Raw genomic sequence first — 21,059 nt, 5'->3', positions numbered from 1 at the left:
GCGATTGCCGAGCCTTTAGGCGAAAGCAAAGCCGTAGTTCACCGAAAAAATATAAAATTTTTTCGGCTGCGATGTATTCCAGTGAAGCTTTCCTTATGCACTTATACTTAATTCTTAAAATTTCCAACTACGTCGAATTCGCTTCTTTGCTGGTAATTTATACTTTCTTAACGTATTAAAAAAGAGCCGACCATTTCCGATCGACACCTTTTGTATAGTTCATTTATTTGCGCTGTACTCCCAATATAATAAGTAGAATGACAAAAAATTTTATTAAATCACTTTACTTTTCCTTAAGAGTCGAATATCAACTTTGACAAATTATCTTTTAGGTGAAGAAAAACAACTTACACAAGAAATTCATGAAGGAGACGGACGTGGAAAACATACTACCACTTACCGCGAGCTAATCTCGTTACCTAATGGCGGATTAATTATTGATACACCCGGAATGCGGGAACTCCAGTTATGGGAAGCAGATTCCGGTCTTTCCGAAAGTTTTAAAGATATTGAGGAACTTGCGAAACAATGCCAATTCCGAAATTGTTCACATCATAATGAACCAAATTGTGCTGTGAAAGCTGCTGTTCAAAGTGGTGATTTAGATGAAAAAAGATTGCAAAGCTACTTTAAATTACAGAGGGAACTCGCTTATCGGAACGAAAAAATGATAAGCTTGCCCAAGTGGAAGAAAAATATAAGTGGAAAAAAATAAATAATCAGAATAAGCATAGAAAAAAGCCAATATAATTAAGTTATTTTCATAATTTTGCTCTAAAAAGTACATGGATTGGATGGCCAAACTTGTGAACATTTTGGTCTGGATAGCAGTAAGGTTGGATACAATTGGCAAGCCACCAATTGCTTTACCTAACAGAATTGGTAAATTGGAAAATGCGAGTGACCCAAAGAAAATTTGAAGAAGCTTTCAGTCAAGTTTTTCAACTGAATAAAAATGGAATTGGTGCTATTACAAACTAAAAGTATTTTGGTTTTAGCGCTAATTTCCATTTTCCTTGATTTGGAGCACCTTTGATATATCAATCGCCCTTTGTTAGAGAGATCTAGTTCCAATAAAACAAATTTTTTTGGAGAAACTTCAAAACCTGAAATAATGAAGTGAACAACCGTTCATTCTTTCGCATAACTGTGTTATAATAAGGGTAAACTAGACATAATCTCCTATTAATGGAGGTGTCTTTATGAAAAATTTGTTTAATCAATCCACTGAATTTGAGAAAACAATTAAGGATGCGAGAAGTATGAATACAGTAAAATTAAGGGATATTGAATTGAGAGTAGAAAAGAACTCCAGAACCTATCTTGAAACATCCAACAGAGTTCTTTCAGAGATTCAGAAAAAGAACCTAAGAAGAGGTAGAGTTCGTCCTAAAGATCCTACTGAATCAAAAATTTTAGCCCGTTTCAGTAAAAGGTAGGAGTGAACAAAGTAATGGACATCATTCAAGCTAAAGAAATTTTAGCTCAATTAATCTACAAGCCAAAATATGAAGCAATGATTTATACAGCCTCTGTTGTCACACAATTATTAGCTCCCTTTGGTATAAAACCAATTATTGTAGGGGGGCTGTCTGTTGAAATTTATACACAGCAAGAATATGCAACTAGGGATATAGACTTTGTTTCCGACGGGTATCAGAAAATAACGGATATCCTTTTTTCTTTGGACTTTAAAAAAGAAGGTCGACATTTTTATCGGGATGATATTGAAATTGCCATTGAGATTCCAGATAACTATTTAGCCGGGGATTATTCCAAGGTTAACAAAGTCCAAATTGATGATGATGGGCATTATGTTTACCTAATTTCAGCGGAAGATATTATCTTAGACAGATTACATGCGGCGGTTCATTGGCATTCGGAAGAGGATTCCATATGGGCATTTCGTTTGTTATCCCGAAATTTCACGCATGTGGACTTAGATTATTTGCGGAATCGTACAGAAACAAAGTCAGAACGAGAAGTATTAGAAGAATGGATTGAACAATTAGAACGAGATTTTCCTTCAACATCCGAATGAACTTCGGTTTTTTTTATAGAAAAAACGTGCCATTTTATGACGAAAAAAAGGAAAACATTTATTTTTCCTTTGATTTGTGAAAAAGAGATCCCGTTTAAGTTGGGATCTCTTTTCGTTCTAGTATAAGAAAGTATAAAAATACAAGCAATTAACTTGGGATTAGTTTTATTGTCTAGCTACGAGCGCCAGCGACTGAGAAACTAACTCCCCTTTAATGTGCTCCTGCGCCATAGCCTATTCGAGGAAGCGGATGTTCAGCTCGTCGCAAAGCTTCATGAAGTATATCAAGGAAGATTACTCATGAAGTTCACTCTAGGAGTAGCTTCACTACGATAAGTCAACATCGGCTCGTCCCTCGCCGTGTTTCCTTTTCCTCGAAAAAGCTAATCGCTTTTTCTTCGTGCGGTGTCTATTCGAGGAAGCAAGTCTGTTCTCATTGCGGGGCGCTCCAGTTTGTACGTCGCTAAGCGGGCGCTCTGCGCTTTTCTTATTAACGAATTGATTTAATATATCTTCTCATATAGAGTGCCATCCAACCGAATGCCAAGAGGATTACTCCCAGCACCAACAAATTGTATTCGTTTGTTGCTGTACTTGGAAGTACATACCCTTCTTCCGGCAAAACTGTTTTTGCAGTTAAATCTTGGTCAGATACAGTAAAAGTACTAAAATGTGTTGTGTTAACACTTACTTTTCCTTCTTTATAAACAGCACCCGGAACTAATTCCCATTGTTTTTTTGTTTCGTTAAAGTAGTAAACATTTAGTTCTTTCAAATGATCATTTCCTACCTCAAACGTAATGGTAACCGGTGCACTTAGATTAGTAATTTTCGCTCCGTTTTCATCTAATATGTTAAAATCATATACGGCACTCACTGCTTCTTTTATATCTTTCATCCGCTTCATCTGAACTTTAACCTTGCTGTCAGGAAAGACCGAAGCCGACATTTGAAGTGAAACATCTTCATTAGTTAATAGGATACTAACACCTTTTTCTTTTAATAAGCGAACTTGTTCTTTTGTTAAAACGAATTCAATATTTTTACCGGTTACTTCAACTATTAATATGCCATTTTGTTTTAATATTGTAATTGAATTATCGTCGATTGTCACCTTACCATTTTTCACAGTTGCATTCACTTTAACATTTTCCTTTAACTCTGACTCAGGTGTTTGTTGATCAGGATCTATCGGTTTTTGTCCACCATCCGACGGGTTTTCCGGATCTGTTTGATCAGAATCCCCCGGGTCTGTATCTCCCGGAACCTCAGGTTGTTCAGATTGATCACGTGCCAAAATAATCGTTCCTCCAAGGTCTCTTGAAGGCATTTTAACCGTTATCTCACCTTTGTCATTTACTGTATAGGTTTGTCCGCTATACAAATCCGTTACAGAAGCACCTGCAGGATAATCAATCTTAAAAGTTGCCTCTTTAGCTTTCTTAGAAGTGTTTAATCCGACATAGAGAGAATCCCCTAAATACTCCCGTTTAAAAATAGAATATTGTTCTTCGTTCCCACCTCTAACAAATGTTCTTGTTCCTTTAGAAAATATTTTTGAATAGTCTTTTCGAATGTTTAATAGTTTTTTGTAATGATCATGAATGGCTACTGCTGTTTGATCGCCACTTTCATATTTATCCCACGGCATGGAACCTCGGTTTTGGCCAAACTGTTTTATAACATCGCCTTCTTTTTCCCAATCAGCCTTTCCGGATTTTCCTAATTCTTCTCCGTAATAAATGACCGGTTGTCCTTTAGAAGTAATTTGCAAGGCTGCAGCTACTAAGAGTTTACCTACGTCACCGTTAACGTATTCTGATAAAAACCCATTTTGGTCATGGCTACTTAAAAATTGTCCGAATGTTGCAGTATTGTCTATTTTTGCATTACGCTCCCTCAGATATTGTTCTACTCCTTCAATATTCCCGTTTAAAAATTCCTTCGCTTTTTCTTTAAAATCAAAATCTAACAGTGAATCCATTTGTCCTGAACGGAGGTAACCTCCATCATTATTTATACTTGCTCCCCAATATTCACCAATTAGTTTAAAGCCGGGATCAATTGCTGTTAAAGTGTTTTTAAACGCCATCCAAGTCGTTGAGTCGACATGCTTTACCGTATCGACCCGGAAGTAATCGATTGTATCTCCCCGATCCGTTCTTGCCTTTTCCAACCAAGCGGTTTGCCATTCAATGATTTTTGCACGAACGGCAGGATCTTCTGTTTTCAAGTCAGGCAAATGATCGATTTCACCACGAACAACCGGGTCTTCATCAACATCACGAAGCATCCCTTCAAGACGAGCTCTTTCCACATCAGTCGGTAAATATAGTGCATCTTGTTTCCAAGTTTCTTCAATATCCTTCATTCCGTAACCGGCATGATTCAAGACGACGTCCACCATAATTTTAATGCCACGGTCATGGGCTTTTTTAATAAGTTCCTTAAAGGTATCTATATCACCTAATGTCGGGTCTAATGATGTGAAATCTTTTGCCCAGTAGCCGTGATAAGCAAATTGTTTAGCCTCTAATCCATCGACGGTTTTGAAATCTAATCCTTTATTAAAGTCAATATTATCAACAATTGGTGTAATCCAAATTGTATTAATCCCTAAATCTTCAAGGTAATCAAGCTTTTCTATAATTCCTCGGAAATCCCCTCCATGATAAGCTTCACTGTGGGTAGGGTCATAACCGTGCTCCGGATTATTACTCTTGTCCCCATCATAAAAACGATCGGTTAACATAAAGTAAATCCGAGCCTCATCCCAATCGAAGTCCAGCTCCCCTACCGATGTTCTTGGTGCCACATCAATTTCAACAGTTTGATCATGTTTATTCCCAAATTCATCAACAAGAGTTATTTTAATTTCTTTTTTACCGGCAACAACGGTATCAGCCGCAGCAATAGTTAATGCTTGTAATTGGGGGTCAATATTTACTTTCGGTTGACCTCCTAGAGCTGTGAGATCAGCATACATTTCTTGAAAACCAATCTTTTCCTCCGAGTTAATATCGAAAGAAAGAACTGCATTTTCATTGTATGTAATCTTATTTGGACTAGTTTTTGCATTAATGGATACGCTAGGAATCGTGTACGTAATGGTTGATTTTCCATCAATTGTATTTTTCGGATCTGTCACTTCGCTAGTCGTACCATCTTTTGTAACCAGGAAGCTGTATTCATAACTTCCGGGTTCGAGATTTTGTAATGTGTATGAAAAATATTCATTTTTCTTATCATAAACCATCGAATATTCTTTTCCAGCAATTTTTACTTTTACATCATCAATGGTATCCATTGCATCATTAGCGAATAATGTTTCATCTCGATAATAAAAGGTTACATTTCCATCTTCTAAAATTGGCCCTTTTACTGTCGGAACAACATATTGTCCGGGAACTCCTGTAACAACGGTAACTTTTGTTATAATAGAATCCTTGTCAATTTTTATATTGTGATCATCGCTGTCAGGTGAAATTTTTGCCGTATTCCAATCCGTTCCTTTTCGGATTAAGAAACCGATTGATTCCGTTGTAGGAGAAATTTCAATATCTGCAATTGCCGTGTCACCTTCATATTTTTGAAAGTCAATTTGGTCATTTTTAACTCCGGTGTTCCAAACCCAAATGTTCCAATCTGTAAAATCTTTATCAGGTCTTACATATTTAAGACGGACATACCGCTTCACGTCTTCTTTTACAGTAAAGGTCAACGTTGCTTTAGCTTCACCGGATGTGGCTGTAATAACAATAGTGCCGGGCTTTTTACCGGTAACTTTACCTGTCCCATCAACAACGGCAACGGATTCATCTGATGATGTCCATTTTATTTTTTCTCCTAACATTTCTTGATCAAATTGGTCACGTACAACAGTAGATAATTGTGTACTGTATGATTCAAAAACAGATGAATCTCCATGAATTGTTATCGTTTTCGGTACTAATTTAGTGACATAAACCTTAATAGTTGCTTCGACATTTCCTGCAGTTGCTGTAAGGATAGCATCTCCTTCATTTAACGCAACAATTTTTCCATTTACAACTTTGGCTACTTCATCATTAGACGAAGACCAAGTAACTTTTTCGCCTGTTAAGATTCGGCCTTTTTGATCTTTTACATAGGGCACGATTGTTTTCGTATCGCCTAGGTTTAAAGCGATTTGATCGATGTTAAAATCGATGGATGAAACTTCCGGAGTGTATTCTTCTTCCGCGTCATCATATAGAACCATCATTGAGAGCGGAGCAACAGATACTTGATTGCCATTAATTGTCCGGATTGTTTCTGTACCTGCCTTTTGATCATCAACGACCACTTTCCATTCAGAGTTAGAAGGCAAGGCAATTTCTTTTGAAGTATTATTAGCATTATAAATAACGATAATATTTTTCCAAGAATCGTTATTGGCAAAATTCTTCAATTCGAATACAACTATATTACCATCTGATTTTATCACTTGAAGATTTTGTTCAATAGCTTCTTTTGTATCTAAACGAAAGGCAGGGTGAGATTTTCTTAATTCAATCAGACCTTGGTAATAATCAAATACAGGCTTATACTGATCTTTTAGTTCCCAGCGAATCATATTAATGCTGTCTGGGCTTTTATAGCTGTTATGGTCACCATACTTACTTCTTAATATTTCTTCACCGGCATGAATAAACGGAATACCTTGTGATGTAAGTACAATGCCATTTGCAAGTAGACTACGTTTTACGTATTCATTATCTAAAACATTGTCTTCGGTAATGATTTCATGAGGACTCTTTGAAACATCGATATTTGCAACTTTCATAATCTTATCCCATAAATTTAAATTATCATGGGCTGTAACATAGTTAATGCTTTCAGATGCCCGGTTCGTAAAATCGTCAATGGCACCTTTTACTCCTTTGACAATATCACCTTCTCTTCCTACGGCACCGGTGGCAAATCCTGCACTTGCATCATCACTTCCACCTTTAATTGCACTGCGAAAATTATCATTGAAAACAGCATATCCACGATCCTTTTGTATTCCTTTATAGTTTTGTAAGGAAGAATCTAAGCTTGAAGTTCCTCCTGTCCAAGGCTCCCCATATATTAGAATAGATGGATCAACTTCCTCTTTTAATTCCTTCGTTAATTCAGTCATTGTTTGTTTATCGATTAGGCCCATTAAATCAAAGCGGAAACCGTCAATTCCGTATTCTGAAGCCCAATATTTAACAGAATCTTTAATGTATTTTCGAACCATCGGCCTTTCAGATGCTACTTCGTTCCCAGTACCGGAACCGTTCGTAATTTTCCCTTTCTCATCCGTACGATAATAATATCCCGGAACGATAAGATCAAAAGGTGATCCTCCCTGTAATTGAGAACTTTCCGGAATATATGTATGGTTATAAACGACATCCATAATGACACGGATTCCTTGATCGTGTAAAGCTTGGACCATTTGTTTAAATTCTTGTACTCGTGCTGTCGGGTTTGTAGGATCAGTCGAGTAAGAGCCTTCCGGAACATTAAAATGAACCGGGTCATATCCCCAATTAAATTTTGGATCTTTTGAATTAGAATTATCCACGGTTAGCTCATTCACAGATCCGAAATCATAGACCGGAAGTAGTTGAACATGAGTTATTCCTAATTCTTTTAACGAATCGATTCCCGTTTTTATTCCGTTCGTTCCGGTTGTTCCTGTTTCTGTAAACGCTAAATATTTCCCTTTATTTTCTTCGCTTATTCCGGAGTTTTTATTAATCGAAAAATCTCTAACGTGAAGTTCATAAATGACTGCATCAGTGGCAGAAACGAATGGTGGCTTCACGTCAGGTTGGAAATTTTCAGGATCTGTACTGTTAAGGTCGATGATTGCTCCTCGCTGACCGTTTGCAGATGTAGATCTGGCATAAGGGTCTACAGCATAATTTGTTGTACCATCTGCAAATTCCACTTTATACATATAATATTTATTTTTCAGGTCATCTTTCATTGTTACAGACCAAACGCCATTTTCCGCACGTGTCATAGGTGTTTCTCTTCCGTCCGTATGATCGGTTACGAATGCGCCGTCATATTTACCGGCATTTTCATAAATGGCAACGCTTACTTTTTTCGCAGTAGGTGCCCATAATTTAAATGTTGTTTTCTCCGGTGAATATGTATATCCAAGATCGTTACCTTCATAGTAGAAAGAATCATCATTCAATATATTACGCATAATAACTGTTGTACCTTTATAACGATCTGCTTCAACACGATAAATATTCTGAACGTTCACTTGTGTTGGATCTGTGATGGTCAGTGTACCTTGTGTGCTTGAAGTCTTTGTAAAAGTTGTAGGAATTTCTTGATTCGTTTCGTTTTCTATTAATCTAAATTGATCACTGTCTTTTAAATCTGTGTTTACTGTTAAATGGATCGTATCTTTTGCATCCATTAAAGCAGCTTCTATTTTTACATTATCTACATTATCTACTAAACTAAAAACAGAATTTCCATCTTTTTGATTAGGGTTTAGCGGATCTGTTGTTGATTGGTCCCAACTTCTGTTATTTAAGATAAACTTATACTGGTGTTCCCCATATGACAAGTCCTTCAGGTTTGCTGTAAATACTCCATTTTCCAAGGTCATTTCAACGGCGGTATTTAAATCCCAGTTATTAAATGAACCAATTACAAATGCACGGGTCTCCCCTTGATTCGGGGAATAGTTAAATGTCACACTCCCGTCTGAATTAATGATTGGGCTTTGAACACCCAACGCTTCTGTGCTAACGTTTGCACTAATTATTGCACTTGAAAACAATTGTAGCACTAAGGTGAAAATCATTGTTAAAGAAAATAGTTTTAATCTCTTTCTCCACAAATCGGCTCCTCCTCCTTGTTTTAATGTTGATTGAGTGATAAGTTTGCCTATTTCCAACAGAAAACATAGTAGTACATTAATTAGGAAAACTATTGCAAACGTTTTCACTACCCCACATATATTAGATTACCATTTTTTTTTGATTTATGGCAATTCTATTTTTAAAAAAAATTATTAATTTGTTATATTTGTCATATTAGTAACTTGGAATTAACTGTTTTTTATTTCATGAACTAAAATTCGATTTCAAAATTGTATAAAGTAAACAATCAATATATTTATGTTCTTAAAATGATTAGATTTTCGCTTCGGATTACTATAACTAATGTAAGATATCTTGTGGTAAAAAATGGGCTATTTAAGAAATTAAAGTAGAAACAACTTCTAAAGCACAGGTAGAAAATCCTTTGGTATATAAGGTCAGAGCCATAGCATACAGCAAAGTGAAACAATGCTTTAGATCGTTACAGACACCTGATGCAGAAAATGACTTAAGAGTAGCAAAAAATTTGTATCAAGAATAAAAGCAAAGGAAAGTGATTTTTTTGGGGATTTATGATGAAATTAAATTACATGAAATTATTGCTTATAGCTTGGTTAATCTGATCTTGCAAATCTTGATGAAATCCAATTTTTTTATTTCCCCATATTCCTACTTATATATTATTATAATTTTGTTAAGTTTCCTGATATTATCTGAATCTCTTGGCATTAAAATTTATAAAGATTAGAAAAGAGCCTATAATAAAAAGGACGTTATTAAGATGAATCAAGATGTATAAAAAATTAAGCTTTCATCTTAAGCGTCCACTTCTATTTATATTCAAACATCAATTATACAGATTCCTCGAAAGTAATTTTTGGCTTATTAACAAAATGGGCAATTCTGCTTTTAAAGATTGGAAAAAAGTATTCTGCTTCTATATAATGCCTCGGTATACTGAAAATAACTTCTTGTCCATAATCATAAAATACAAAATGCCATTTTTTTAACGGAAGAAATAAGAACCTGTCTTGCTTTGCCAACACTTTCTTTTCGAATTTTACTTCAGCAATGCTTTGTAAATCGATGTACTCCCCTTCGTTAAACCAAAAATAATCCAAATAGTAACCTCTTATTCTTGTACGCACATTTTTTTTAATCTTTTTAACTTGAAAATATTTTAATAAAAGCCATATTGGTGCAAGGATAACTGGAATTATAAACCAATCACTTACCAATACTAAAAAAAACGAAGATATAAATGATATCAATGCTATTGTATTATTCTTTTTGTCAAAAATCGGAATATAGTCATAGAAGATTTCATCAATATTCTTCTGATGTTTTTCGCGAAGGAAGTTTTGAAAATCAGTTACGTGTTCATTGAAAGTTTTATTATCCCAAGTTTCAAAATCTGTATAATGATCGTCAAGTCCGACGAGGTTGTAAGAGGTTGGAATAGATCCTGTATGATAAGCTCCTATTAACATTCGCATCCAACCTTTACTTTTAAATACAGGGTCTGCGGACTTAAACCGAACCACATAGTACATCAAGTTCTCATCAAATTCATATTCCTTCCATTCAAAAGAACCCATAATTTCCACTTCACTCGGAAATTTTTCAATTCCATCTTCATGGTTGTAAAAGATAAACCTCGCCGCTTCAGTCACAAAATAATTTTGAAAAACGGGATCTCTTGGTAAAAGTTCAGGCTTATTCTCATTAATAATTATAAAGGCTTCCTGTGAACCATCTGTACTTTTTAAAATTTCCTCTATTTCTTTTATCCCTATTTCAAGACCACGCTTCCACATTAATTCGATGTAAATTAGTCGAATCTGATTATCTTTCCATTTTAAAATGTTCTGTAAGGCATATGCCTCTTTATCCGTGCAAAACGAAAAATATAACGTTAATAAAAATCTTAAATTATACCGTATTTTTAAATACGAATCCTTCCAAACTTCATATGCCAATTCTTGTGTATAGATTTCGTGTTTTTCTAAATAAATGGCAAAAAGCTCCTCAAGTTCATTGTGAATATATTCTTTATTTAGAGGGTAATGCTCGGCTTTAAAGTATTGTTTTTCAATACCCATTGCCACAAACTAATGATAACACCACTCATACCAAGGATGAAAATACACTTGATGTTCCAGCAAAACATCAAGTAATATGATAGTAGGCTCCTTTTCTTCAAGGATTCGGTTTCGTTCCTCATACTCCGGTACAAGCGAAACATGGTCATAAAACTGATGAAAAGTCTTCTTATAAAGGGAAATAGCTGATTCTGTATTTAAAACCAATAGAAAACTTAACACTTTTATCGCTGCTCTTAGTGAATAGCGTAGAATGTTCTATTCAATAACCGGAACCATATCTTCATGTATAAAAATACAAGCAGCTGTAACTAGAGCATATGATGGATTGTCCCATTCATCCTCACATAACGGTTTTATTTCGGCTGCTTTTTCCAGAAGCAAACACGCATCTTCCAATTCCAATTGATATTCCCATTTCTTCAAAGCTTCTATAGCTTTTTTTCGAATTCCTAAATTTTCTTCTTCCAATTGGTCGAGGATTACCTGCATTTCAGCATTCATCTTAATTATCCACCCTTTGCATGTCATTCAATCTTGATTTAATTTTCTGTAAAATTCCAGTCATAGATGCCTGTTCTAATCCCTATTCAACTTTTCTTATCGCTAAGCAAAATCCCACTTCGAGTATGAAATAATTTTCTTTTAATCATTAAATAGTTTTCAATTTCGTTCATTAAGTAAAATAAGTTTGCTCGCGTCTCAAACTCTTCTCTTGTTGCTGGCAATTCCGTTTTTCGTACCATCTCCCAACAATCTTCCAGTTTTTGCAAAGACAGTTCAGTTGTATCGCCGGAGTGCACATTTTTACTCAAAAACGCTAAAAAGTCAGCAAACATTTCCTTTTGTTTTACCTGGAGCTCCAATGATGAGACAATCGGAAGCATTCGTTTTAACAGCTCCAATTGCCTTTCCCGCATTTCCAAATAAAATAAGTCCTCATATTGTTTCCGAATCAAATGATTTTCGACATCTCTCAGAGCCATATTTTTTGCTTGATTGATAATATCTTCCGCTTCTATTAGTTCTTTTCCATTCCAGTTTCGCTCATGGTTTCGCAAATAGGCTGAAAACTCATAAAGGATAACACTGAACCGCTGCTCAATTTCTTCTTTAAAATTCTGGATATCCTCTTTGACACTTGGCATGTAGCTATTTACTAAAATAGCAATCCCGATTCCAATTAAAATGATATAAAATTCATTTAGCATAATTTGAAAATTCGTCTCCTTCAATGCATAGAGATGGAGGAAAACGACCATACTTGTGACAAAGCCACCTTGAATATGAAATTTGACCAGCAAAGGAACAAATAATAGAATAAAAACTGAAAAAACAATTGGATTATAACCAAAGACCTCTAAAAACAATCCGCCAAGAAGTAAAGACAACAGGCATGAAAAAAACTTGCCTTTAATTGTTTCCAACGACCTTTTCCTAGTTCTCTCAATACACATAATCACAATAATCCCGGCAAATGTAGAAAATTGTAATTGAAATAAATCAGCCAACCAAATGGCAAGTCCTGCACCCACGGCTGTTTTTAATGTTCGATAACCCATCCCAGTCATCCAAACGCCTTCTTCCTATTAAAAAAGTCTTTCCCGATTGGTTTTTGTGGAAGCTTTATTTTACTATGATAACAGATTATCAACATATGGCTCAATATCCAATGAACTTACCGGTGGTTCAAAATTCTTTATAAATCCTCAAATCAAAAAAGCAACCAGCGTATGATTCCGGTTGCTTTTTTTCTACTGTTAAAGCCATGCTTCTAAGTACTTTCTTTTCCATTACATTAATACCAAACCCAACAAAGACAACGCCAAAATCCAAAAAGCAACCAGCGTATGATTCCGGTTGCTTTTTTTCTACTGTTAAAGCCAAGTATCTAAGTACTTTCTTTTCCATTACATTAATACCAAACCCAACAAAGACAACGCCAAAATCCAAAAAGCAACCAGAGTAATATACCGGTTGCCCTTTTTTTCTACTGTTAAAGCCAAGCATTTAAGTACTTCTCTTTTCCATTACATTAATGCCAATTCCAACAAAAACAACGCCCATTAAGATTAAAATACTCATCGGCTGCAACAATTCACCCCAAGACTCTCCATAAATTGTGGCTCCTTTTAAAGCTTCCATCCCGTACTTAATCGGCATGAAATCCGCCAATTTCAATAAAACCGGTGAGGATACAATCTCAAGCGGCCAGTATGCACCGCCAATCATTGCCATACAGACCGAAATCAATGGGATAAGGGTATTGAATTGCTGGATATTTTTTACAACACCTACAAGAAACATAGATAACGAGACAATTGAAAATACGTATGGTATTAATACAATCAATGTTTTACCGAATCCTCCATAAAAATTTACCCCGGCAAAATAACGAAATACAAAAAATAATAAAGCGACTTGAATGTAACCAAGTAAAAAACTATAAGCAAGATTTCCTGCATACATTTGCCATTTTTTTAACGGGGATAAAATCAGCCGGTCCCAGACCCCCTCCAGTTTTTCTTGCAAAATATGAAGCACATTATAGGAGATCGTATAAATGACAAAAAACAAGGACATTCCAAAGAGAATTTGTAATTGGTTATCGATAATGACCGTCCCTTTTCCCCGGAAGGAATCTGTATGAATAGTAAAAAGAGAGTTATCATTTTTTATTTGTTTGATGATCTCTTTGCTTTTTTCATTGTCGGCAACTTGCTCATTGATCTGTTTTTCAATTGAGAAATCGGAATAGACGGATTGTAAATAGTTTCTAATCAGCGGTAAGTCTGATGTTTTTGCGGCAATGACAATCTCGTACCCATCTTCCATCAATTTCACGGCTGCCCCTCGGTCCCCTTCACTTACCTGCTTTTTCGCCTCGGCTTCCGTCACTATGGTGAATTGGAATAATTTTGAATCCTTGAGCTCCTTCCATAAATCAGTTGTCTCAAAATGATCTATATCCGTATAAATAGGGACTGCTATTCTCGAATATTGCGAACCACCTATGAAAAAAGCAAAAAGCATACTCATAGCCGTCATTCCGATAAACAGTAACGGCTTCCTGAAAAATAAACGAAACTTAGTTTGTAAAATACTGATCATATCGCTTCCCCCCTCTTCGGAAAACTAAACGCGGCAACTGACAATAAGACTATTCCAAAAACGATTAAATATAACACATGCTCAAAAATTCCCGTTATACCGGAGCCTTGCAACACTTTCAATAATGCAGTCATTCCTGCTCCATTCGGCGTTAAATTCCCAATAAACTCAATAATTGGTGAAACTTCCGATAATGGTGTAAAACTTCCGCCAAGTAATGAAAATAATGTGACGATAATGCTGCTGAAAAAACCGGATGCTGACTCGCTGTCTATTCGGTAATTTACAGCTGTCAAAAGTGCCGCAACACCACCAATGGCAAAACTTAATGATAAATTTAGAACAAGAAATGCGGCTAAATCTCCCCAATATACATGAAAAATAAGGGCAGATACCCCGTATAAAATCAATTGTTGAATGAACGCAATTAACATAGTCGAGAAAAAGATACCGATGAAGTAAGACCATCTCGATGTATTTGATAAAATAATCCGATTAAATACGTGTAACTGTTTTTCACGATAAGCAAAGGAGCTAATGTTTGATGCCACATACATGATAAACATAACACTCATTCCAACCGTGTAATATTGCATCGAATTGATCGGTTCTTTTTTAGACACCGTTTCTATCGTTCCGGTTATCGGTTCAGTATCCAATTGAATGCCATTTTTTCCAACAATCGTCATCGTTGTAAGCTGTTTTTGAAATTGTCTAATAACATCTTCAACAAGGTTCGAGGTGCCTTGTTTTCCTTCATTTTTATAAAGCTGCAAAGAAATTTCTGCCGATTTGTCAAGAAACACTTTCGATAAAAGATGATAGGTGAATTTTTCCGGTATTTCAATAATCGCAGCATAGTTATCGTCCTTTTTCACCTTCTCAGCTTGTTCCGGTTTGATTATTTCAACTTCAATGTACTTTTTTAATTCCTCACTGTCAAAAACATCTTCTGTTAATATCGCAACGGGTAATAAACTTTGTGCACCGGTCTTCATTGACATTTCCGCTTCTGTCGGTAGCCCGGCATTTTCTATATCCTTTATAAATTGTTGTAAATCTTCCTGTTCATTATCATTATTTATAATGGCTACTTTTGCGTGAATATTTGGTGAATCACCTTTAAGAACCCCACCAAGCGCAAAGCCTAGTATTGCAATTAAGACGATAGGCATTAAAAGAAGGACTAATAGTTCTTGGCGATTTCTTATCATTACTAATAAATCTTTTTTTATAAAAGGAAAAATCATCAATATCACCCCCTGCACTAATCCCTAAGTGCCCTTCCCGTTAAATGAAGGAATACATCTTCTAGCGTTGGTGCCTTCACTTCTATCGAGATTAATTTTGTTTTCGTTTCTTCTGCGTAATGGGTAATCGCTTGAAATAGATTTTCTTCTTTTGGAACGATGATTGAAATTTTTTGATCTTGAACTTGTACTTGTCTGATATGGGGATCTGCTTTTAACACTCGAGTTAATTCATCTTTTATTCTTTCAACTTTAATAATAATTGTATTTTCCGATGAGAGAATATTTTTCAATTCTTCTTTTGTTCCTGAAGCAATGATATGACCTTGATCCATAATGTAAATTCTGTCACATAAAAATTCGACTTCCTCCATGTAATGGCTCGTATAAAGAACGGTCATCCCTTGCTCCCGATTGAGTCGTTTAACTGTTTCCAATATATAATTTCTTGACTGCGGGTCGATTCCTACAGTCGGTTCATCCATAATGATCATCTCCGGTGTATGCAATAATGCGACACCTATATTCAATCTTCTTTTCATACCGCCTGAAAAAGTTTTTACAAGATCCTTCCTTCTATCGGTTAAACCAATTTGTTCCAAAACTTCATTTATTCGCAGTTTCAATGTTGTTCCTTGTAAGCCATAGATTTTGCCAAAAAACTGCAAATTTTCTTCAGCGGTTAAATCGGTATATAATGCGATTTCCTGAGGAACAACACCAAGGATATGCCGAATTTTTTCAGGTTGTTTCACGATACTTTCATTATGCAAGCGAACGTCACCGGATGAAGGTGTAATTAGTGAAGATAGCATTGAGATTGTCGTTGATTTTCCTGCACCGTTTGGTCCTAATAACCCGACTATTTCACCTTTTTCCAAATACATATTCACACCGGAAACAGCTTGAACGTTCTTATATTTTTTTGATAAATCCATTATTTGTAACATGGAATCCCCTCCCGTTTTCTTTATTTTAAAAGAACATTTTTAACTGCAACACTGTCGGTAGTCATTTTTTAGGTTGGAAAAGATGACTTAAGTCATTTTGTAAAACGGCTTAAAATACGTCACTTTTCTATTGAAAAAATAAAAGCTACCCTTTATTTAAGGCCGATGCAACTCTTTGTGCATGAGACCTTGTAAGGCAGCTCTTATGATATGTCGTTTTTACTTTGTCAGTGAAATAACTATCAGCATAAATAGGACAACTGTTATGAGTCCATAAGGCTTACGTTAGCACTTGTGTAAGGCAGCCTTATGATATGTCATTTTTAACAGCAAAAATCGCCAGTTGGGTGCGATCACGCAACTCCAATTTTTGAAGAATTTGTGTAATATGGTTTTTCACCGTTCCAATGGATAAATAAAGTTCTGCGGCAATTTCCTTATTTGTTTTTCCTTCACCGACTAGTTTGGTAATGGCAAGTTCACGAGACGAAAGGGGAATGTCTAGTTTTTTCTCAGCCTTGTGTAAAAGTCGCGGCATCATTTTTGCAGCTACTTCTTCATGAATAGGCAACCCGCCACGAAAACAGCTATAAACAGCTTCAATCAAAGTTTGGCTGTCGGAAGTTTTCAATAAAAATGCATTTGCTCCGTATTTTAATGCTTGAATCGCATACTCTTCATCATTAAATGTTGTTAAAATTAATATTTTCACCTGTGGAATACGTTCTTTTATGATTCGAGTTGCTTCAATTCCGTTCATTACCGGCATGCGGATATCCATCAAAACAAGATCAATCATTTGTTCCTCAACACATTTTATAGCTTCCTGGCCGTTGCTTGCTTCTGCTACAACGCGAATATTACCATCCTGTTCAAGCATTAATTTTAACCCTTGCCTGACGATAGATTGGTCTTCCACGATTAAAATGTTCCACATATTTGCCTTCTCCTTTTTCTCAAAGCCCGTTTTTATCCTTGTTCTGTCACCGGAATCATTCCTTTTACAATAAAATGTCCTTCCCTTTGCTGGATTGAAAGTTTACCGTCCAATTCTTCAACCCGCCTCCGCATATTTTGTAAACCAAAACCTTCTTGGAACGGTTTGTTCTCGTGTACTTTATTTTTAATGGAAAATTCAATATCACCTACCGCATTTCTTCCCAATTCAACATATACTTCCCTGGATTGTGCATGACGCATGGCATTTGTTAGCCCTTCTTGAATGACACGATAAAGGACAACACTTTGCTCATTGGTCAATTTAACAGATAAAATTCCTCGCTTCGTTGTTAATTGAACTAGAATATGGCTTTCCGACTCTAATTTCTTTATCAGTTGCAAAATCGTTGCCATTCCTTCAAGCTCTCCCGTAGTGAGCGTTCTCACGGCAAATCTTGTCTCCGCTAGACAATCTTTTGCCAAGTCTTTTAATTCCGTATATTCTTCTTCTCCCTTCTCCATTGATAAAATTTCCAATTGCATAAGGAGTGCAGTAAGCTTATGTCCGACCGAATCATGAATTTCACGAGCAATTTTTGTCCGTTCTTGAAACCTTGCCTCCTCTTCAGAAAGAACGGCCACCCTTTTTAAGCGGCGATACTCTCCCAGCAGTTCTTCATAGATTTTTCTTTGCTCTTTTAGCCCCGAGGCAAGGCCGTTCGTCCGGTTCGCAATATAGTAGAATAGTAGAGAAAGTATAAACCATACTCCTGAAAGCTTGCCAATGATTAAAAAGCTAAGAAGAGATATACAAATAAGTACCGATAACCATTTGAATTTATTTTCTTCTAAATCAAAAATCGCCATTACTGAAAAATAGAATAGCAAGGCCAACACATACGGGTTTATTGTAAAAAAGTAAAGGGCCAGCAATAATAAAAGATTTAACAGGAAGAGCATAAATTGTCTTTTTGTAGAATTCTGAAAAAAATACACGGCCATGACTGCGGCACAAATTAATAATGATCGAACAGATGGTACCGTCCCTTCTGAAAAAAAGAACAAACCCCAAAGTACGATTAATACTGAAGTACGGATAAGAAATGCTTTCATAACACGCTCCAAGTTTTTCTTTATATTACTACTATACCAAAAATCCGTCAAAAGCTTTCTAAATCATCAAATCAGCTTTTTGACAACCCCCATCTCTAAAGAATTGGCTTTCTCATTCGGCTGTAGCGGTTCTCTTGGAAAAAATATACATAAGTCCAGTTTCTTGTCACAAGAAGGGTCATCCGCATAAAATTTGGGACGAGATTCGGTTTCGTCGTCAAAATTGGGCATTTCTTACCTCAAAATGGTGACGAGATTCGGTTTCGTCGTCAAAAAAGAATGTTTTTCACCTTAAAATGGCGACGAGATTCGGTTTCGTCGTCAAAAAAGAACGTTTTTCACCTTAAAATGGTGACGAGATTCAGGCTCGTCGTCAAAAATAGAAAATTCCTGCCTAAAAATATTATCGTTCAGCCAATTAGAGAAAACTAATAACCACGCTACCGCCACGTATGAAGCGCCTGTTCAACTCATCATCATAAAGAGAAATTTTTTCAGAACTGCCAATCACCATTAATAGCGTTTTTCCTGATATACAAAATTGTTCAGCTAATGGAAAAAAGTCATACGAACATACCTATAAAGGGTCCGTTCACCTCATCATCACGAGAATAATTTTTCGAAATCGCCGATCACCATTGATAAGGCGTTTCTTGATAGACATAATAGTTCAGCCAATTGGAGAACAGTAAATAACTATGTGACCGCCACGTATGAAGCGGACGTTCATTCACATCATTATTTGGAAAATAATTTTTCGGGATTGCCGTCCCAAGTCCTTTCTTTTGATCACGAACGTATTCATCTGCAAGAGTAGTAGCATCATATTCTAAATGTCCGGTAATCATAATGTTTTTTCCATTTTCAGACATAATGATAAATGGTGCTCCCTCCTCTGATACAGATACTAACTTCAATTCCGGATGGTTTTCAATGGCCTCCCTGGAAACGTCAGTATAACGGGAATGAGGAGCGTTGAAAACTTCATCAAATCCCCTGACAAGCTTCAACTTTGGTTCAAATAATTGATGTTTGAACACACCAAAACATTTTTTCGGCAATTCGAATTTACCAATGCCATAATGATAATACAAAGCTGCTTGGGCACCCCAACAAATATGTAGCGTTGATGTTACATTTGTTTTTGTCCACTCCATAATTTCTGCCAATTCTTCCCAGTAGTCCACTTCCTCAAAAGCCATTTTTTCTACAGGTGCCCCCGTAATAATCATGCCATCATATCGGCGGTTTTTCACATCCGCAAAAGTTGTATAAAAATTATCCAAGTGATAATTGCTGACATTCTTTGATTGATATGTAGATGTCCTTAAAAAAGTAATATTTACCTGCAATGGTGTATTACCGAGCAGGCGCAAAAGTTGCAGTTCCGTTTTTTCCTTTTCCGGCATTAAATTTAAAATAAGAATATTTAATGGGCGAATATCTTGGGTTCTTGCCCGATCTTCATCCATAACAAATATCTTCTCTTTTCTTAACAACTCTCCCGCAGGCAAATCTTTTGGTATATTAATCGGCATTGTCATTCCCCCTTCATTTCACAATTTTAATAATGTATCACCTATTATAAAATTTATTTATTATTTATGGCAACGTTATTTTTCTTTAAATATTAAATTTATGCAGTATTTTGATACTCTTTTTTAAAACCATTAGGTATTAGTAAATATATAAAAAAGGACCAAGTTATTTCTATACCCGGTCCATTTATTACTAATTTTTTGTACTTTCTCTCTCAATCGGCAATGTACAGCACCGGAATGAGCCACCTGATTTAATGATTTCTGTTATATCGACTTCGATGACTTCAAAACCGTGATTTCTCAAAGCTTCGTTGACTTTTTTATTAACCGGGAGACTAATAATTTTCCGGTTGCCAATTGATAAAACATTTGTTCCTAGTGTAAATTGTTCTTCCTCTGTTACTTCAATTAATTCATATCGCTCTTTTAATTTTCCAATATGTTCTTGATCCAATGCTCCCGGGAAAATTAAAGCAACATCAGGTGAGACAATATTGAACACACAATCCAGATGCAAATATTTTTCATGAAAGTGAACCGGAATAATCTCAAATTGCTTATTCAACAGTTTTTGAATCTGTTCAATCGCTTCCTTTTTGGTTCTGTCACTTAACCCGATATATATGCGGTCACGATCAATAATGACATCGCCACCCTCAATTTGATGACCAATAATATTATAGTAAGAAATTTCTTCGTCCTCTAACCACCGTTTCAAGACTTCTTCTTCTCCGTTTCTAACCTTACTTGCCATATCAGCAACAAATATTGTTTCTCCGAGAACAAAACCGATATCCCTTGTAAACACTTGCTCAGGATATTTCCGATGGTAGGGGAGTAAATAGACTTCAACATGATTTTGCCTTAATGTATCAACAAATTGGTTATGTTGTTCCAAAGCTTTTTCAATATGTATCCCTTCATTCTTAAAATGCTTTTGGGTCTCATTAATAACATCTCGAATTGTCATATATTGCGGTTGACATACAATTACTTTTTTCAATACATCGTATTCCGTATAACAGTGGATTTTTTGTGGTGGAATTGTTTCATACGGTTCCAATTATAACCCTCCCATTATGATCGTAAAAGTAGCAATTTTATCTTAAAAAATCGCATGAAAGATATTTAATTTATCCGTAGTATCGTTTTATTTTTCCAATTTACTGT

The 21,059-nt window shown here is 35.7% G+C and carries 16 protein-coding genes; 3 read left to right on the top strand and 13 right to left on the bottom strand.

Annotation, left to right across the window (positions count from 1 at the left end; genetic code table 11):
• The first annotated feature begins 313 nt into the window (after nt 1-313).
• The 3 genes from rsgA to NSQ14_RS04500 all read left to right on the top strand — a co-directional run bounded on the left by rsgA (nt 314) and on the right by NSQ14_RS04500 (nt 2,041).
• Complete coding sequence (gene rsgA, locus NSQ14_RS04510; protein WP_346216932.1) at nt 314-715, top strand: ribosome small subunit-dependent GTPase A; 402 nt, start codon at nt 314-316, stop codon at nt 713-715.
• Nucleotides 716-1,202: 487 nt separating this feature from the next.
• Nucleotides 1,203-1,439 (top strand): hypothetical protein, encoded by a 237-nt coding sequence (locus NSQ14_RS04505; protein ID WP_034768545.1) that lies wholly within the window; start codon nt 1,203-1,205, stop codon nt 1,437-1,439.
• Nucleotides 1,440-1,453: 14 nt separating this feature from the next.
• A complete protein-coding gene (locus NSQ14_RS04500; RefSeq protein WP_346216931.1) occupies nt 1,454-2,041 on the top strand; it encodes a DUF6036 family nucleotidyltransferase in 588 nt (195 codons plus the stop codon).
• 490 nt (nt 2,042-2,531) lie between these two features.
• Here the strand turns inward: NSQ14_RS04500 and pulA are convergent, their stop codons facing one another.
• The 13 genes from pulA to NSQ14_RS04435 form a co-directional block, all read right to left on the bottom strand.
• A complete protein-coding gene (gene pulA, locus NSQ14_RS04495; RefSeq protein WP_346216930.1) occupies nt 2,532-8,900 on the bottom strand; it encodes a type I pullulanase in 6,369 nt (2,122 codons plus the stop codon).
• An 834-nt stretch (nt 8,901-9,734) separates the two neighbouring features.
• Nucleotides 9,735-10,991, bottom strand: coding sequence for a hypothetical protein (locus tag NSQ14_RS04490; RefSeq protein ID WP_346216929.1), 1,257 nt, complete (start codon nt 10,989-10,991; stop codon nt 9,735-9,737).
• Nucleotides 10,992-10,994: 3 nt separating this feature from the next.
• Nucleotides 10,995-11,207 (bottom strand): hypothetical protein, encoded by a 213-nt coding sequence (locus tag NSQ14_RS04485; protein ID WP_251250571.1) that lies wholly within the window; start codon nt 11,205-11,207, stop codon nt 10,995-10,997.
• Nucleotides 11,208-11,243: 36 nt separating this feature from the next.
• Nucleotides 11,244-11,489 carry a hypothetical protein gene (locus NSQ14_RS04480; protein WP_034768535.1) on the bottom strand — a complete coding sequence of 82 codons (246 nt, stop codon included), beginning with the start codon at nt 11,487-11,489 and terminating at the stop codon, nt 11,244-11,246.
• 86 nt (nt 11,490-11,575) lie between these two features.
• Complete coding sequence (locus NSQ14_RS04475) at nt 11,576-12,556, bottom strand: aromatic acid exporter family protein (protein WP_216405470.1); 981 nt, start codon at nt 12,554-12,556, stop codon at nt 11,576-11,578.
• Nucleotides 12,557-12,674: 118 nt separating this feature from the next.
• Nucleotides 12,675-12,995, bottom strand: a complete 321-nt coding sequence (locus NSQ14_RS04470) for a hypothetical protein (protein WP_343190873.1) — start codon at nt 12,993-12,995, stop codon at nt 12,675-12,677.
• Nucleotides 12,996-14,096 (bottom strand): ABC transporter permease, encoded by a 1,101-nt coding sequence (locus NSQ14_RS04465; protein ID WP_346216928.1) that lies wholly within the window; start codon nt 14,094-14,096, stop codon nt 12,996-12,998.
• Nucleotides 14,093-15,346 carry an ABC transporter permease gene (locus NSQ14_RS04460; RefSeq protein ID WP_328186178.1) on the bottom strand — a complete coding sequence of 418 codons (1,254 nt, stop codon included), beginning with the start codon at nt 15,344-15,346 and terminating at the stop codon, nt 14,093-14,095. Before NSQ14_RS04460 ends, NSQ14_RS04465 begins: the two co-directional genes overlap by 4 nt.
• 17 nt (nt 15,347-15,363) lie before the next feature.
• Nucleotides 15,364-16,296 (bottom strand): ABC transporter ATP-binding protein, encoded by a 933-nt coding sequence (locus NSQ14_RS04455; protein WP_227092504.1) that lies wholly within the window; start codon nt 16,294-16,296, stop codon nt 15,364-15,366.
• 307 nt (nt 16,297-16,603) lie between these two features.
• Complete coding sequence (locus tag NSQ14_RS04450) at nt 16,604-17,233, bottom strand: response regulator transcription factor (protein ID WP_251246225.1); 630 nt, start codon at nt 17,231-17,233, stop codon at nt 16,604-16,606.
• 32 nt (nt 17,234-17,265) lie between these two features.
• On the bottom strand, nt 17,266-18,348 hold the full coding sequence (locus NSQ14_RS04445; RefSeq protein WP_251250568.1) for a sensor histidine kinase: 1,083 nt from the start codon (nt 18,346-18,348) through the stop codon (nt 17,266-17,268).
• Nucleotides 18,349-18,980: 632 nt separating this feature from the next.
• Nucleotides 18,981-19,886 (bottom strand): homoserine O-acetyltransferase MetA, encoded by a 906-nt coding sequence (gene metA / locus NSQ14_RS04440; RefSeq protein WP_041845955.1) that lies wholly within the window; start codon nt 19,884-19,886, stop codon nt 18,981-18,983.
• A 193-nt stretch (nt 19,887-20,079) separates the two neighbouring features.
• The gene (locus NSQ14_RS04435) at nt 20,080-20,952 is read right to left on the bottom strand and encodes a dimethylarginine dimethylaminohydrolase family protein (protein WP_231553289.1); all 873 of its coding nucleotides are present in this window, start codon (nt 20,950-20,952) and stop codon (nt 20,080-20,082) included.
• Between the last annotated feature and the right edge of the window lie 107 nt (nt 20,953-21,059).

It is taken from the genome of Caldifermentibacillus hisashii (assembly GCF_039654145.1).
In the GTDB taxonomy this organism is placed as follows: domain Bacteria; phylum Bacillota; class Bacilli; order Bacillales; family Caldibacillaceae; genus Caldifermentibacillus; species Caldifermentibacillus hisashii.
Note: the sequence above shows the minus strand (reverse complement) of the source record. Positions and strands in the feature narration are given on the sequence as shown.

Bases quoted from the DNA above. Each gene is read 5' to 3' on its own strand.
- NSQ14_RS04465 (WP_346216928.1), bottom strand. From the start codon at position 14,096: ATGATCAGTATTTTACAAACTAAGTTTCGTTTATTTTTCAGGAAGCCG.
- NSQ14_RS04455 (WP_227092504.1), bottom strand. From the start codon at position 16,296: ATGTTACAAATAATGGATTTATCAAAAAAATATAAGAACGTTCAAGCT.
- metA (WP_041845955.1), bottom strand. From the start codon at position 19,886: ATGCCGATTAATATACCAAAAGATTTGCCTGCGGGAGAGTTGTTAAGA.
- NSQ14_RS04470 (WP_343190873.1), bottom strand. From the start codon at position 12,995: ATGCTTGGCTTTAACAGTAGAAAAAAAGGGCAACCGGTATATTACTCT.
- NSQ14_RS04450 (WP_251246225.1), bottom strand. From the start codon at position 17,233: ATGTGGAACATTTTAATCGTGGAAGACCAATCTATCGTCAGGCAAGGG.
- NSQ14_RS04460 (WP_328186178.1), bottom strand. From the start codon at position 15,346: ATGATTTTTCCTTTTATAAAAAAAGATTTATTAGTAATGATAAGAAAT.
- NSQ14_RS04480 (WP_034768535.1), bottom strand. From the start codon at position 11,489: ATGAATGCTGAAATGCAGGTAATCCTCGACCAATTGGAAGAAGAAAAT.
- NSQ14_RS04475 (WP_216405470.1), bottom strand. From the start codon at position 12,556: ATGACTGGGATGGGTTATCGAACATTAAAAACAGCCGTGGGTGCAGGA.
- NSQ14_RS04505 (WP_034768545.1), top strand. From the start codon at position 1,203: ATGAAAAATTTGTTTAATCAATCCACTGAATTTGAGAAAACAATTAAG.
- NSQ14_RS04500 (WP_346216931.1), top strand. From the start codon at position 1,454: ATGGACATCATTCAAGCTAAAGAAATTTTAGCTCAATTAATCTACAAG.
- NSQ14_RS04445 (WP_251250568.1), bottom strand. From the start codon at position 18,348: ATGAAAGCATTTCTTATCCGTACTTCAGTATTAATCGTACTTTGGGGT.